The organism is Chryseobacterium barbadense (assembly GCF_042849955.1).
GTDB lineage: Bacteria > Bacteroidota > Bacteroidia > Flavobacteriales > Weeksellaceae > Chryseobacterium.
Window position 1 is genome coordinate 68,782 of sequence record NZ_BAAFHL010000005.1, and the last position, 14,820, is coordinate 83,601.

General features: G+C 37.1%; 14 protein-coding genes. 11 read left to right on the forward strand and 3 right to left on the reverse strand.

Features of this window, described 5'->3' with window-relative positions; all coding sequences use genetic code 11:
- Positions 1-39: 39 nt before the first annotated feature.
- Positions 40-2,445 (forward strand): endopeptidase La, encoded by a 2,406-nt coding sequence (lon, locus tag ACGHIN_RS04495; RefSeq protein ID WP_390451179.1) that lies wholly within the window; start codon positions 40-42, stop codon positions 2,443-2,445.
- Between the two features lie 67 nt (positions 2,446-2,512).
- Here lon and ACGHIN_RS04500 read toward each other — a convergent pair whose 3' ends face one another.
- The gene (locus ACGHIN_RS04500) at positions 2,513-3,427 is read right to left on the reverse strand and encodes a helix-turn-helix domain-containing protein (protein WP_390451181.1); all 915 of its coding nucleotides are present in this window, start codon (positions 3,425-3,427) and stop codon (positions 2,513-2,515) included.
- A 164-nt stretch (positions 3,428-3,591) separates the two neighbouring features.
- Here ACGHIN_RS04500 and ACGHIN_RS04505 point away from each other — a divergent pair, with 164 nt between their 5' ends.
- The 4 genes from ACGHIN_RS04505 (at position 3,592) to ACGHIN_RS04520 (ending at position 6,586) form a co-directional block, all read left to right on the forward strand.
- Positions 3,592-3,999, forward strand: coding sequence for a GlcG/HbpS family heme-binding protein (locus ACGHIN_RS04505; protein ID WP_390451182.1), 408 nt, complete (start codon positions 3,592-3,594; stop codon positions 3,997-3,999).
- A 55-nt stretch (positions 4,000-4,054) separates the two neighbouring features.
- Positions 4,055-4,864 carry an SDR family oxidoreductase gene (locus ACGHIN_RS04510; RefSeq protein WP_390451184.1) on the forward strand — a complete coding sequence of 270 codons (810 nt, stop codon included), beginning with the start codon at positions 4,055-4,057 and terminating at the stop codon, positions 4,862-4,864.
- 65 nt (positions 4,865-4,929) lie between these two features.
- The gene (locus tag ACGHIN_RS04515) at positions 4,930-5,403 is read left to right on the forward strand and encodes a nuclear transport factor 2 family protein (RefSeq protein WP_390451185.1); all 474 of its coding nucleotides are present in this window, start codon (positions 4,930-4,932) and stop codon (positions 5,401-5,403) included.
- A gap of 70 nt (positions 5,404-5,473) precedes the next feature.
- Entirely contained in the window at positions 5,474-6,586 is a 1,113-nt protein-coding gene (locus ACGHIN_RS04520) for an AI-2E family transporter (RefSeq protein ID WP_390451187.1), read from the forward strand.
- Between the two features lie 31 nt (positions 6,587-6,617).
- On the opposite strand, the gene ACGHIN_RS04525 is transcribed toward ACGHIN_RS04520, so the two are convergent.
- Entirely contained in the window at positions 6,618-6,863 is a 246-nt protein-coding gene (locus ACGHIN_RS04525) for a hypothetical protein (RefSeq protein ID WP_390451189.1), read from the reverse strand.
- A gap of 127 nt (positions 6,864-6,990) precedes the next feature.
- On the opposite strand from ACGHIN_RS04525, the gene ACGHIN_RS04530 reads away from it, so the two are divergent.
- A complete protein-coding gene (locus ACGHIN_RS04530; RefSeq protein WP_390451191.1) occupies positions 6,991-7,368 on the forward strand; it encodes a DoxX family protein in 378 nt (125 codons plus the stop codon).
- 87 nt (positions 7,369-7,455) lie between these two features.
- On the opposite strand, the gene ACGHIN_RS04535 is transcribed toward ACGHIN_RS04530, so the two are convergent.
- The gene (locus tag ACGHIN_RS04535; protein ID WP_390451193.1) at positions 7,456-8,814 is read right to left on the reverse strand and encodes an acyl-CoA dehydrogenase family protein; all 1,359 of its coding nucleotides are present in this window, start codon (positions 8,812-8,814) and stop codon (positions 7,456-7,458) included.
- A 205-nt stretch (positions 8,815-9,019) separates the two neighbouring features.
- Here ACGHIN_RS04535 and ACGHIN_RS04540 point away from each other — a divergent pair, with 205 nt between their 5' ends.
- From ACGHIN_RS04540 to ACGHIN_RS04560, 5 genes are all read left to right on the forward strand, one after another.
- Complete coding sequence (locus tag ACGHIN_RS04540; protein WP_390451195.1) at positions 9,020-9,931, forward strand: DUF4349 domain-containing protein; 912 nt, start codon at positions 9,020-9,022, stop codon at positions 9,929-9,931.
- A gap of 259 nt (positions 9,932-10,190) precedes the next feature.
- Positions 10,191-11,831 carry a glucose-6-phosphate isomerase gene (gene pgi, locus ACGHIN_RS04545; RefSeq protein ID WP_390451197.1) on the forward strand — a complete coding sequence of 547 codons (1,641 nt, stop codon included), beginning with the start codon at positions 10,191-10,193 and terminating at the stop codon, positions 11,829-11,831.
- A gap of 29 nt (positions 11,832-11,860) precedes the next feature.
- Positions 11,861-12,745 (forward strand): bifunctional 5,10-methylenetetrahydrofolate dehydrogenase/5,10-methenyltetrahydrofolate cyclohydrolase, encoded by an 885-nt coding sequence (locus tag ACGHIN_RS04550; protein ID WP_390451199.1) that lies wholly within the window; start codon positions 11,861-11,863, stop codon positions 12,743-12,745.
- Positions 12,746-12,752: 7 nt separating this feature from the next.
- Positions 12,753-13,382: a 7-carboxy-7-deazaguanine synthase QueE gene (locus ACGHIN_RS04555; RefSeq protein WP_390451200.1), complete on the forward strand. Its 630-nt coding sequence runs from the start codon at positions 12,753-12,755 to the stop codon at positions 13,380-13,382.
- 47 nt (positions 13,383-13,429) lie between these two features.
- Positions 13,430-14,800 (forward strand): exopolysaccharide biosynthesis polyprenyl glycosylphosphotransferase, encoded by a 1,371-nt coding sequence (locus tag ACGHIN_RS04560; protein WP_390451202.1) that lies wholly within the window; start codon positions 13,430-13,432, stop codon positions 14,798-14,800.
- Positions 14,801-14,820: the final 20 nt, after the last annotated feature.

The window sequence follows — 14,820 nt, forward strand, 5'->3', positions numbered from 1 at the left end:
GATTTAAAACTGAAATGACAATTTGTCATTCAATTGACTATGACAGAATTTGAAGATATGAGTTTAGAAGAAATAATCAGTGACGGATTCGATATTGTGGCCGAAGAGATTAATCTTTCCGACCTTTCCGAGACTGATAAAAATTCCGAACAGAAAATATTCCCTATACTCCCTGTAAGAAATATGGTAATGTTCCCTAATGTAGTGATCCCCATTACCGCAGGCAGAAAAACCTCAATACAGCTTCTTGAGGAAGCTCAGAAAAATGGAGACCTCATCGGAATCATAAGCCAGAAAAACTCTGATTTGGAGCAGCCTGAAGAGAAAGACCTTTTTCAGGTGGGAACACTGGCGAAGATCATTAAAATCATTAAGCTTCCTGAAGGAAACATTACGGCTATTACCAAAGGGTTTCACCGATTTAAAGTTAAAAAATATATTGAATTCCATCCTTATTTCAAGGCTGAAATTTCAAAACTGAAAGACAATAAACCCAAAAAACCTGAAGAATATGAGGCTTTGCTTGAAAACATCAAGGACCTGGCTTTAAAGATTATTGAACTTGATCCTAATATCCCTAATGCGGCTAATTTTGCGATCAAAAACATCAATAATAATGATGATTTATTAAATTTCATCTGCACTAATGCCAATTTCGCTCCTATAGATAAGCAAAAGCTGCTTGAAGAAAAGAATCTGATAGAAAGGGCTAATAAATGTTATGAAATGATGCATGAGGATTTCAGGAAACTGGAATTGAGAAATCAGATTCATCAGAAAACCTCAAAAGACCTTGATAAACAGCAAAGAGAATATTTTCTGAATCAGCAGATCAGAACCATTCAGGAGGAATTGGGCGGCGGCCCTGAAAGTGATGTTGAAGAGCTCATCAAAAAGGCCAAAACGAAAAAGTGGAGCCATGAAGTAGAGGAACATTTCCAAAAGGAAATCAGCAGGCTTCAGCGACAAAACCCCAACTCACCGGATTATAATGTTCAGAGAAATTACCTTGATTTTTTCACAGATCTACCGTGGGAAACCTATACCAAAGATGTTTTTGATATCGCCAAAGCTGAAAAAGTTTTAGAAAAAGCCCATTTCGGATTAGAAGATATCAAGAAAAGAATTTTGGAACACATGGCTGTTTTAAAGCTGAAAAACAACATGAAATCTCCTATTCTTCTGTTAGTCGGGCCTCCCGGAGTAGGTAAAACTTCTTTAGGAAAATCAATTGCCGATGCCTTGGGAAGAAAATATGTAAGATTATCTTTAGGAGGACTCCATGATGAAAGTGAGATCCGCGGACATAGAAAAACGTATATCGGGGCTATGGCGGGAAGAATTCTTCAGTCCATTAAAAAATCCGGCACATCTAATCCTGTAATTGTTTTGGATGAAATTGATAAGATCGGGCAAGGTCTTCACGGAGACCCCAGCTCAGCTCTTTTGGAGGTACTTGATCCTGAACAGAATAAATCATTTTATGATAATTTCTTAGAAATGGGATATGATCTTTCCAAAGTAATGTTCATTGCTACAGCCAATTCTCTTTCCACAATACAGACTCCTCTTTTGGATAGAACAGAGATCATCCAGATTGCGGGCTATACTTTGGAAGAAAAGATTGAGATTGCCAAAAGGCACCTCATTAAGAAGCAGCAAGAAGAAAACGGTTTGGATTCAAAATCATTCAAATTAGGAAATGCTGAACTTAAGCATATCATTGAGGCGCATACTTCCGAAAGCGGAGTAAGATCCTTAGAGAAAAGAATAGCTTCAATTGCCCGTTGGGTTGCACTGCAAACAGCACTATTAAAAGAATATGACCATAAGATTTCCATTGAAAAAGTAGATGAGATCTTAGGAGTTCCAAGACCGAAAAGTTTATCGGAAATCACCGGAGTTCCGGGGGTTGTTACAGGATTGGCCTGGACAAGTGTGGGCGGAGATATCTTATTCATTGAAAGCATTTTAAGCAACGGGAAAGGTACTCTTACGATGACGGGAAATCTGGGAACCGTAATGAAGGAATCGGCCACGATTGCTTTAGAGTATATTAAAGCAAAACATAATGAACTGGGTATTGATGAGGAAGATTTAGAAAAGAAAAACATTCACGTACACGTCCCTGAAGGGGCAACTCCTAAAGACGGACCGTCTGCGGGAATTGCGATGTTAACTTCCATGGTTTCTTCCTTTAAGAATAAAAAAGTAAAACCTCATCTGGCGATGACGGGAGAAATTACGTTAAGAGGCAAAGTTCTTCCTGTGGGTGGAATTAAAGAAAAATTATTGGCGGCAACGAGAGCAGGAATTAAAGATGTGATTCTTTGTGAAGCCAACCGAAAAGACGTAGAAGAAATTAAAAAAGATTATTTAAAAAATCTGAAAGTCCATTATGTGAACAGAATGGAAGATGTGATTGACATCGCTATTGAAAAATAAATTTATAAACATATTAACTTCTCAATACATCGTACGCCTCAAAATTTTGAGGCGTACTTTATTAATATTATTGCATCATTGTTTTCCTGAAAGCAGTTGGCGTAAATCCAGTATTCTTTTTAAAGAAAAAGTTAAAGTTCGGCTGATCAGAAAAACCAACGGCATAGCTTATTTGCTCCAAAGTCCATGTTGTTTGTAATAAAAGCGCTTTGCATTCGTCCAAAAGTCTTCCTTTTATATGGGTACTTACATTCTGTCCGGTTTTCTTCTTAAGGATCCGGTTAAGATAATTGGGATGCAGGTTTAAAGACATAGCAAACTCCTGTGCAGTTCTCAGTTTGATTGGTTTTTCATAATTAATATTGGAAACCTCTTCTTCCAGAAGCCCAAAAAATCGGTGGATATGATCATATTCATCACCTGTACTTTCCGGTATAGGGAATTTGGACATTCTTGCACTGTCGATCATTAAAAGCTGGATATAAGCTTGGATCGCTTCATTACCCCACTCATTCTCCTGTTCATTATACATGCTTTCCCATAGCCTATGAAAACCCGGAAGGTCTTTTTCATCAATACATATGACGCTTTTTGATTTCTCTGTAAACAGGGACAGCCTTTCAACAGTAGCCTTCAGCATAGGATGCTGGTTTATAAAATCCTTTTTAAACAACAGATAATATCCAGCGGATTCCCCTGAAGTTTTCTGCCATGAAATAATATCATTCGGGTGAATGAAAATAATGGTTGGTTTATCAATTTTGTACTTGTGGAGACCTAATGTAAAAATTCCGTAACCTCCGGTAATCATTAGTATTTTATAAAAATCTCTTCTATTAGCTGAAAGGTAATTTCTGCAATCTTCTATTTCCCTGTTAAAAACTTTTACCAGCTTAGCATCATGGGATTCCCTATATATTGGCGTTAATTCCGGAAAATCTCGAAGAAGGTCTATTTCCTTAAGGTCTAAACTTGTTTTCATAGCCAGATTAGTTTTTAATTCATAAAGTTAAAAATTCTTAGAAAACTGTAAAAGGTTTGATTTTCATAAAACCAGGCGTTTTTTTCCTATAAAAACCCGTCTCAATCTGATGCAACTTTGCCATAACAAAATGAAACAATAAAAACAAAATTAAAATCATCATTATGGAAATTAATCTTAACGAATCAAAACAAGTTGTACAACAGGCAAGAGCTAAAGCAATACAACTGAATGTAAATGCCAATATCGCTATTGTTGACACAGCGGGACATTTAAAAAGCTTCGAAAGAATGGATGATGCTTTCTTAGGATCAATGGATATTGCGATCAAAAAAGCAAAAACGGCGAGTCTCTTCAGAACAAGCAGTGAAAATGTAGGTGAATATTTAAAACCGGAAGCGGGGACTTATGGAATGGCAGCAACTAACGATGGATTAGTTGGTTTCGCAGGCGGACTTCCTATTGTTAAAAATAACGAAATCATAGGATACATTGGGATTTCAGGAGGTGCAGTTTCAGAGGATCTTCAAATTGCAACAGCAGGAGCAGAAACTTTCAATCAAATTCAATAATCCGGAAAGATAAACAACAAACAACAATAATTAATAACTCACAAATTTTACAACAATGGAAACTAAAACAATTTTAATTACAGGAGCAGGTTCAGGATTTGGAAAAGGAGCAGCAATAGGAATGGCTAAAAACGGACACAATATTATTGCCACAGTACATGTGTCATCACAGGTAACACCACTTCGTGAAGAAGTAGCAGCTTTAGGCTTATCCGATAAAATCCGTGTAGAGCGTTTGGACCTTACCGATCAATATGATATCAAACAAGCCTTGAAATGGGACTTTGATGTACTTTGGAACAACGCTGGTATGGGTGAAGCGGGACCAGTATGGGAAATCCCGGTTGATCTGGTGAGAAAAAATTATGAAGTGAATGTCTTTTTGCCACTCATTCTTACACAAGGCGTTGTACAAAGATGGGTAAGAGAAGGCAAAAAAGGAAAAGTGGTGTTCACTTCTTCTATGGGAGGCTTGTTCACACCTGCTAATTGGGGAACCTATGTGTCCACAAAACATGCACTGGAGTCTTTTGCCGAAGCATTACAACAAGAACTTGCCGCTTACCATATTAAAGTACAAACCATTAACCCTGGAGCTTATTATACCGGCTACAATGAAACAATGGCAGACAACCCTTTCCGTTGGCTTGATGATGAAGTGAACTTTACTAAAAGAGCCGACCTTCGTAAAGGTTTTGATGATTTCTTCGCTACCCCGGAAGGTAAGATGGATCCGCAGGAAATGATTGACCGCATGATTGAAATCGTTCCTTCTGATGAAGGTAAATTCAGAAATGTAGTTCCTAAAGTAATTGAGGATATGCTAAAAGATCATCAACTAAAAGCTTGGGAAAACACTATCTAATGTACACGGCAAATCTGATGGATAATCAGATTTGCCTTCTTTATCATCTCACTAACATGTATCCAATGAAAACTTTAATAACAACTCTTATGATTGTCTTTTCAACATCAGTAAATGCTCAGAAATATAGCAAAGAGGAATCTTTCAATAAAGAAATTATTACAAAAGCATTTCAGGATTGGCACAACGGCACAGGTAATTTCTTCGATTTACTCACTGAAGATATGCACTGGGAAATAACAGGGTCAACACCTTACTCAAAAACATATACCTCAAAACAAGAATTTTTAGATAAGGTCATCATTCCTCTGAATAAAAAATTAAAAGTAAAGATAAAGCCAACCGTTCGCCATATTTTTGCTGATCATGATATGGTGATCACATTATGGGATGGGGAAGCTACAGCACTGGATGACAAGCCTTATCGTTCTTCTTATTCATGGTATATGAAAATGAAGAATGGCAAAATAACTGAAGTTGTGGCGTTTCTGGATGGGATCGAGTTCAGCGATATCATGAAAAGAATTCAAACGAATTAATAATTTATACATCATAAAAGGCCTTTCATGTAAAGGCTTTTTATTATTTTTATCCTGAATAAAATGCAATATGAACTTTTTTAGAATTCCTTTTTTACTAAAACTTACCCTCGTTATTATTTCCATCATCGGTATCGGATATCTTCTGGCTTTGGGGCAGAGTATTCTTTCCCCTTTCTTTTTGGCTTTCTTAATGGCTATGCTTTTTTTGCCTGTAGCTACTTTTATGGAAAGAAAGCTAAGATTTCCGAGGTCTGTGTCTACCATGGCTTCAGTGATGATCATGTTGATTATTTTAACCGGGCTTGTTTATTTCTTTGGATCTCAGCTTTCCAGCTTCAGTAAAGACATCCCCCATCTGAGAGTGCAATTTGACACCGTGTTCAACAGTCTTCAAAAATGGGTTTCTGAAACTTTTCATGTAAAAATTAATGAGCAGCTGGATTATCTCGATCAGGGATTGAATAAACTTTTGTCTTCTTCCGGAGTAATTTTAGGCTTCACTTTCGGAGTTTTTTCTACGGGAATAGGCTTTATTGTATTCTTTATTCTGTTTTTCATTTTTATTTTGAATTACAGAAGAATTCTTAACAATTTTATTGTTTCCGTTTTCAATGAAAAGCATAAATCGAGTGTGCAGGAAGTGGTGGATGAAGTACGTGTGATGACGAAGAAATACATCATAGGGCTTTGCCTTCAGGTGATGATTGTATCCATACTTACTACCATCGTACTTAGTATTTTAGGAGTAAAATATGCTGTTCTTTTAGGTATTTTAACGGGCCTTCTCAATGTAATTCCTTATTTGGGAATTCTTATCTCTCTTTTAATAGCCTGCTTTATCGCTTTTGCAACCAGTACTCCGGCAACCTGCATTTATGTAGCGATCGGATACATTGGTGTTCATATTGTCGATGGTAATATTGTACTTCCATTTGTGGTGGGTTCAAAGGTGAAAATCAATGCATTATTCTCCTTTATCGGCATTGTGATAGGAGAGCATCTTTGGGGAATTGCAGGAATGTTTCTCTGTATTCCCGCTATTGCCATTATCAAAATCATATTTGAAAGAGTGGAAGACCTGAAACCATGGGGAAAACTGCTAGGAGAAGAAGAAAAACCTCACAAAAAGAAAAAAAGCTATAAAATCTCTAAAAATATTACCTTAAAAGAAAAGGATTAAAAAAAGCCCTCCGAGTTGGAGGGTTTTTGTTTTACAACGGGCAAAGCGGCTGTCTGCCGTCAGAACAAAGCTGATCACAAGGAATATATGCTCCGTCGTTCGGGCAATATCCTAATGTGCCTCCACCTCCCGGATCGCCTCCGCCGCCAAGACACGGATGTCCTGGAGGAACAATACACGGACAACCTTCCGGAGCTATATCACAAGGTTCAACCCCTGTTCCGCCATTAATTTTCTTTAATTCTTCGCGATTTAATTTTTGAAGTTTTTTCAACATAATACTATTGTTTAATTTATTTGGTTTGACAAATATATAAAGTACAAGGAATTAAATAATAAAAAACTCTCTAAAGCGAGGAAATCAATGCGATTTTTATTTAAATTTGATAAAAATTCCATTAATCATGAAAATAGTTAAATTCATTTTATGCTTACTTTTCGGGCTTATGTTCATTAATGCCGGATTAAACAAGTTCTTTAATTACATGCCCACGGAGAAACCCACTCCGGAACAGATGAAGCTTTTCGCTGCTTTCGGAGAGATCAGTTGGCTGATGCCTTTGGTAGGAATCGTAGAAATAATTGGCGGATTGTTATTTATTTTCCCGAAAACGAGAGCTTTGGGAGCGATTGTCATTTTACCTGTAATGGTAGGAATTGTTGTGCATGTTTTCACTATGGATAAATCTCCGATGGGGATGAGTATCGCCGGAATCATGTTCCTGATCAATCTTTGGATTATTCTTGATAATAAAGAAAAATATAAAGCTTTAGTGAGCTAAAGAAGTCAATGGTCAATAGTGAATTTTGCTGCGCAAGTGAATTAAAAAATTGACAACGAAGTTAATTGACTATTGACCATTTTTTAATTATACGAACGCGCTGAAGCCTGTAATAGATCTTCCCACAATCAGTGAATTAATCTCTTTTGTTCCTTCGTAGGAATAAATAGCTTCTGCATCGGCAACAAATCTCGCTACATCATACTCTAGGAGAATTCCGTTTCCGCCCATCACTTCGCGGGCCCGGGAAACAATATCTCTTGTTCTCAGCGTACAAAATACTTTGGCTAAAGAAGCATGTTCATCTTTCAATATTCCTTCATCCTGCATTTCGGATAATCTGAACACCATCGTCTGCATGGCTGTAAGATTGGACAACATTTCCACCAAATGCCCCTGGATCATCTGGAAGGAAGCAATCGGTTTTCCAAACTGTTCTCGTTTTCTTGTATAATCTAATGCACTTTCATAAGCCCCTCTTGCACATCCTGTTGCCATCCAGGCCACTCCTGCTCTTGTCATTCTCAAAACTTTTCCCGTATCTTTAAATGAATTCGCATTCTGAAGCCTGTTCTCTTCTGTAATCAGGCAATCTTTCAACGTAATCAATCCGTTTTGAACAATCCTTAAGGCCATTTTCCCTTTAATTTTCTCTACGGAATATCCCGGATTATCTTTTTCTACGATAAATCCTTTTACTTCGCCATCATCCAGATCTCTCGCCCAGATAATCACTAAATCTGCAAAAGTGGCATTTCCGATCCATTTTTTCTGGCCGTTCAATATCCAGCCTTCGGGAGTTTTTTTACAGGTTACCGTTAAACCTCCTGCTGCTCCGGAACCCACTTCAGGCTCCGTTAGTCCAAACGCACCGATTTTTTCAAATTTCTGCATCTGAGGAAGCCATTTCTGTTTTTGTTCCTCCGAACCGCAAATGTAGATTGAGCCCATTGCCAAACCGGACTGTACTCCGAAAAAGGTGGCAATAGATGCGTCAATTCTCGCCATTTCCATTGCAATGACTCCTTCCATTAAGAACGGCATTCCCGGACACCCATATCCCTCGTAGGTAACTCCACAGATATCCAATTTCTGGAATTTTGGAATTAATTCAAAAGGAAACTCATCTCTCAGCCAATAATGGTTGACTAAAGGTTTCACTTCTTTTTCCATGAAAGCTCTTACTTTAAGCTGAATTTCTCTTTGTTCCGGCGTCAAGGTATGATAGATATCGTAGAAATCTCCATCAATGGGCGGAAGTTCTTTTTTCGGCTTATCCGGATCAAGCATTTTCATCAGACCATTCAACTGCTTATCATCTAATTTAGAAAAGTTCTGCATCAGTTTTGGCAGGTCCACTTTTTGAGAAATAGCACTGAGCTGATCAAAATCTATTGATTTGAATAATTCTATTGCGTTTTTGATTTTAGAAAAAGGGCTGGACATAGTTATTATTGTGGTTTTGATTTGTAAAAAGCATGCAAAAATCAATCCGAAATTAAGAACTAAGCATCCTACCCGTTTTACAAAAAATTGATTATCAAAACATTAACACCTCCATTATGTTTACAAATTTTTTACCTGTGATTTTCAAACATTACAAAAGATTCAGGCTGAAATTTGAGGTAAGGAAACAATAAAAATCAACAATATGAAAACTACTTACATCAGATTATCATTAGCATCATTATTACTTTTGGGAGTGTACTCCTGTAAAAAAGGAGAGCTTGCAGCAAACGATTATGAAACAGCTGCTTACACAGATTCTGCTTCGGCGATGGTTTCAGATAGTGTTTCTTCTGTTGCCACCATGAAAGTAAAAGATAAACAGTTCATCAAAACGGCAGATGTGAATATGGAAGTGAAGGATGTTTATGAAGCGACCATATCAATAGAGAAATCGGTTCAGGATCTTGGAGGGTTTGTTACCCGCAGCGAGCTACACAGTAATGTTATTTCGGAAGATACTTATAATACGTCCAATGAAAATGCAATGCTGGTTAAGAAATATCAGACCGAAAACACCATGCAGGTACGTGTTCCTACGGAAAGACTGGGTGAGCTTTTAACATTAATTAATGATAAAAAGCTGTTTTTAAATTCAAGAATCATCAACGCGGAAGATGTGACAGCCGGTATCAAATATGCTGAACTGGAAGGAAAGAGAATCAAAAAAACAGGTGAAAATATTTCCCAGCTGAAAACCAATAAAGACAAGGTGAAAATGGGTGATGAAAATATGGCGGAAAACAATTTGCAACAATTAGCCAATATGGACGTTACAGACCATCTGAAATACAGCACCATTGATATCTATATTAAAGAGCCTAAGCTTCGTATTGCTGAAATCGCCATTACCAATACGAATAACATTGACAACAAATATCAGTTCAATTTTATTTACGATGCTAAAAATGCTTTTGTAGAAGGATTCTATTTAATTCAGAAAATTGCTGTGGGATTGATTACTATCTGGCCTATTTTATTAATTCTTGGAGCAGTTGTGTATTTTTTAAGAAAAAGAAAGCCGGCTAAAAATATTCATCATACCCTTTCTGAATAACAAGATCATGCTATCCTAACCTTTCGGTTATCATCATAATTTTAAATTTTACGAGCCTCCGTTATTTGCGGAGGTTTTTCATATGGAAGATGGAAATGTATTGTAAAGCAGCCAGCCGCTTATTTGAAAAAATTTAACAGTAAAGTTCAACTTTGTAATTTCACTAAGGTTTTATTTTTCCGTAAATTTGCATCTTAATTTCAAGATTCTATTAGAAATATTGATTTCCAACCTTGAATTTTTAAACGTTGAATTTACTATGCTATCAAAAATAAATCCTATACAAACCCACAGCTGGAAAGCGCTTGATGAACATTTTGCCGGCAATGATTTTGACCTAAGAAGTCTTTTTCAATATAATCCAAGCCGTTTTGAGGAATTTTCCGTAAAAAGAGACCAGTTTCTTTTCGACTATTCCAAAAACTTAATGGATTCCCGTACAAAAGAGCTTTTATTGAATCTTGCAGAAGAATGCCAGTTAAAAGATGCAATTTCTAAAATGTTTTCTGGTGATAAAATCAATGAAACAGAAGGAAGAGCTGTGCTGCATACGGCTTTGAGAGATTTCACAGATAAGGAAATTATCGTTGATGGTGAAAATATCAAGCCTCAGATCAGAAGCGTCCTTGATCACATGAAAACTTTTTCTGAAAGTATTATTTCAGGAGCGCATAAAGGCTTCAGCGGAAAAGAAATCACCGATGTGGTGAACATCGGAATCGGAGGTTCAGATTTGGGACCTGTAATGGTTGTTTCTGCTTTGAAACATTTTAAAACCAGATTAGATGTTCACTTTGTTTCCAATGTGGACGGAAATCATATTGCGGAAGTAATTAAAAATCTAAATCCTGAAACCACTTTATTCATTATCGCTTCTAAAACGTTTACCACTCAGGAAACGATGACGAATGCGAATTCTGCAAAGGATTGGTTCTTAAAAGCTGGAAAACAGGAAGACGTGGCCAAACATTTCGTTGCTTTATCCACTAATATTCAAGAAGTTAAAAAGTTCGGAATTGCAGAAGAAAATATCTTTGAATTCTGGGACTGGGTAGGCGGGCGATACTCTCTTTGGAGTGCCATCGGATTAAGTATTGTGCTTGCTGTAGGCTATGAAAATTTCGAACAGCTTTTAAAAGGGGCTTTTGATACGGACCAACATTTCCAGACTGCAGATTTTTCTGAAAACATTCCTGTTTTAATGGGGCTTCTGGGAATCTGGTATCGTAATTTCTATGCGGCAACAAGCTATGCCATCCTTCCTTATTCACAGTATTTGGACAGATTTGCAGCGTATCTTCAACAAGGAGATATGGAAAGTAATGGTAAATGTGTAGACAGAAACGGAGAGTTTGTGGAATATGAAACAGGTCCCATCATTTGGGGTGAGCCGGGAACTAACGGACAGCATGCTTTCTACCAGTTGATTCACCAGGGTACAGAATTGATTCCTGCAGATTTTATCGCTTATGTGAAAAGCTGTAACGAGGTTTCTGATCACCAAGAAAAATTATTGGCTAACTTTTTTGCTCAGACAGAAGCGCTTGCTTTTGGAAAGACGGAAGAAGAAGTGGAGGAAGAATTAAGAAATTCCGGAAAGACCGATGAAGAAATCGAGAGATTGTTAAATTTTAAGGTCTTCCATGGAAACACCCCGACTAATTCATTCCTATTCAAAGAATTAACCCCTTTTTCGTTAGGACAGTTAATTGCGATGTATGAGCATAAGATTTTCGTTCAGGGGGTGATCTGGAACATCTTCAGTTTTGATCAGTTCGGAGTGGAATTAGGGAAAGTTTTAGCCAATAAAATTTTACCCGAACTTGAAAATAGTGAGGTTATCAGCTCTCATGACAGTTCTACCAATGGATTGATCAACTATTATAAAGGAAATAAGTAAATTTGAATAAAATATCTAATAAAAGTAAAATGGCAGAAATTCTTGACGGACTTAAAGTATCCAAAGAAATAAAAGCAGAAATCAAGGTCGAAGTTGAAAAAATCCTTGAAGGAAAAAGAAGAGCACCTCATTTGGTAGCTATTCTTGTCGGGAATAATGGGGCAAGTAAAGCTTATGTGAATTCAAAAGTGAAAGACTGTGAAGAAGTAGGCTTCCAATCCAGTTTGATCAAATTTCCAAGTACGGTTTCCGAATCTGAATTATTGGAAAAAATTGATGAGCTGAACAAATCTAAAGCAGTTGACGGATTCATCGTTCAATTGCCATTACCTGATCAAATTGACCAGGAGAAAATCATCAATGCAATCGATCCGAGGAAAGACGTCGATGGCTTCCATCCTGAAAACTTTGGAAAAATGGCTTTAGAGATGGATACATTCCTGCCTGCAACTCCGTTCGGAATTTTAACGTTACTGGAAAGATATAATATTGAAACTAAAGGAAAAGACTGTGTAATCATCGGGAGAAGTAAAATCGTAGGAAGACCTATGAGTATTCTGATGGGAAGAAAAGACTTCCCGGGAAATTCTACCGTTACCCTTACGCACTCTTATACTAAGGACATTGAAGAATACACAAAAAAAGCAGATATCGTGATTACGGCTTTAGGAGATCCGCATTTCTTAAAAGGAGATATGATCAAAGAAGGTGCTGTAGTGATTGACGTGGGTATTACAAGAGTAGACGACGATTCTCCAAAAGGATATCACCTTGCAGGTGATGTGGATTTTGACAGCTGTGCAGCGAAGGCAAGCTGGATTACCCCAGTTCCGGGAGGAGTCGGACCTATGACGAGAGCGATGCTGATGAAGAACACCATCATTGCTTACAAAACTTCGGTCTATAACGACTAATTTTAAAATGAACAAAGAAGAAGATATTTTATTAAAAGAAGGTAAAATGCTCCCTGTAATGGAGCATTTTTACACTTTACAGGGAGAAGGAGCCCATACCGGAAAAGCAGCCTATTTTATCCGGCTGGGAGGTTGTGACGTCGGGTGTCATTGGTGTGATGTGAAGGAAAGCTGGAACCCGGATCTGCATCCGTTAATGAATGCGGAAGAAATTGCGGAGACTGCTGCAAGACACTGCAAAACTATTGTTTTGACGGGTGGTGAACCGTTGATGTGGAATCTGGATATTCTTACCTCCACATTGAAAAAACTGGGATGTTCCATCCATATTGAAACTTCGGGAGCTTATCCAATGAGCGGCCAATTGGACTGGATTACTCTTTCTCCTAAAAAAACTGGTCTTCCAAAAGAAGAGATCTATAGCAAAGCTAATGAGCTGAAAGTCATTATCTTCAACAACCATGACTTTACATTTGCTGAGGAGCAGGCTGCTAAAGTTTCAGAAAACTGCAGGCTGTACCTTCAGAGCGAATGGAGTAAACGTGATGAAATGTATCCTAAAATTACAGATTTTATTCTGGCACATCCGGAATGGCAGGCTTCCGTACAAACCCATAAGTATCTGAATATACCATAAGATTTTCATATTTTTAGTAACTTTTTTCACCAAAATACTAATAGTAGATGCAAAGAATTCGATATTCTAGATATTTAAAATCTATTATCATTCTGCTTGACCTTCTGGTTATAGCATCTATTTTTATTTTTTTCTTTATCAGCAGAAATGAAGACTTAAAATACAATCAGGAAACATGGTATCAGAATATATTTTCTCTTATATTATTGTTTCTATTCTGGATGCTTTTAAGCGGCAGAACAAAAATCTATACTATTCCAAGGAACTTAACATATACTCTATTTCTTGAGCGTCTTTTAATCCATTTCATCTTATTCATAATCGGAGTATTATTATTAGGGAAGGTAAGCTATAACGTTTTTTTTAACTCGGATATTTACTGGCTGTCCTTTTATCTATTTTTCTTTATCTTTTTGGCAAAATCCCTTATATTCTTCGGAATCAAATACTTCCGGAGCCTTGGGATCAACTACAGGAATGTGATGTTTCTTGGTAAAAGCAGTTCAACCGAAATTTTAAGAAATATATTCAGTGAAAGAACAGATTACGGATATAAGATTTTCAATTACACACATCCTGATATCAGTCCTGATCAGCTTGTTGAATTCTGGAAGAAAAATGGAATTCATACTTTATTCTTATCCACCGAAAATTCGTTGGACGAAAGTACCGAGAATGAGATTTTTAAAAGAGCGGAAGCCAACAAAGTTTATGTTTCTCTGATCCCTAGTATTACTCAAAGCGATTTTTTTCTTTACGATTTAGCTTATATACAAACACAACCTGTTTTAAATCAGGCGAAATATCCTTTGGATTTTTACGCTAACTTTTTGGTAAAGAGAGTCTTTGATATCATTTTTTCCATCCTAGTATTAACCTTTATCTGTTCATGGTTATTTCCAATTATTGCCTTACTTATAAAATCCACAACCAAAGGTCCGGTATTTTTTCTTCAGAAAAGGTATGGATTTCATGAAGAGGTTTTCACCTGCATTAAATTCAGAACCATGGTCGTGAACGAAGAGTCTTCTACCAAAACCACCCAGGAAAATGATTCCAGGATTACCAAAATTGGCAAATTCCTGAGGAAAACCAGCCTGGATGAGATGCCTCAGTTTATTAATGTTTTAAGAGGTGAAATGTCTGTAGTAGGTCCGCGTCCTCATATGCTTGCCGTAGATCATTACTACAAACCAAAAATTGGAAGATACAGCTTAAGAAGCATGGTAAACCCCGGAATTACGGGTCTGGCCCAGGTGAACGGACTGAGGGGGGATTTCGGAAATGTGGAAGTGGAAATGAATAAGCGTGTTTTAGCGGACGCATTTTATGTAAGGAACTGGAGTTTTGTTCTGGATATGGTTATTATTTTAAAAACCATTTTATTGGTAATAGGTGGGGATAAAAACGCAAAATAAATAAAGCTTTAATAAAAAAA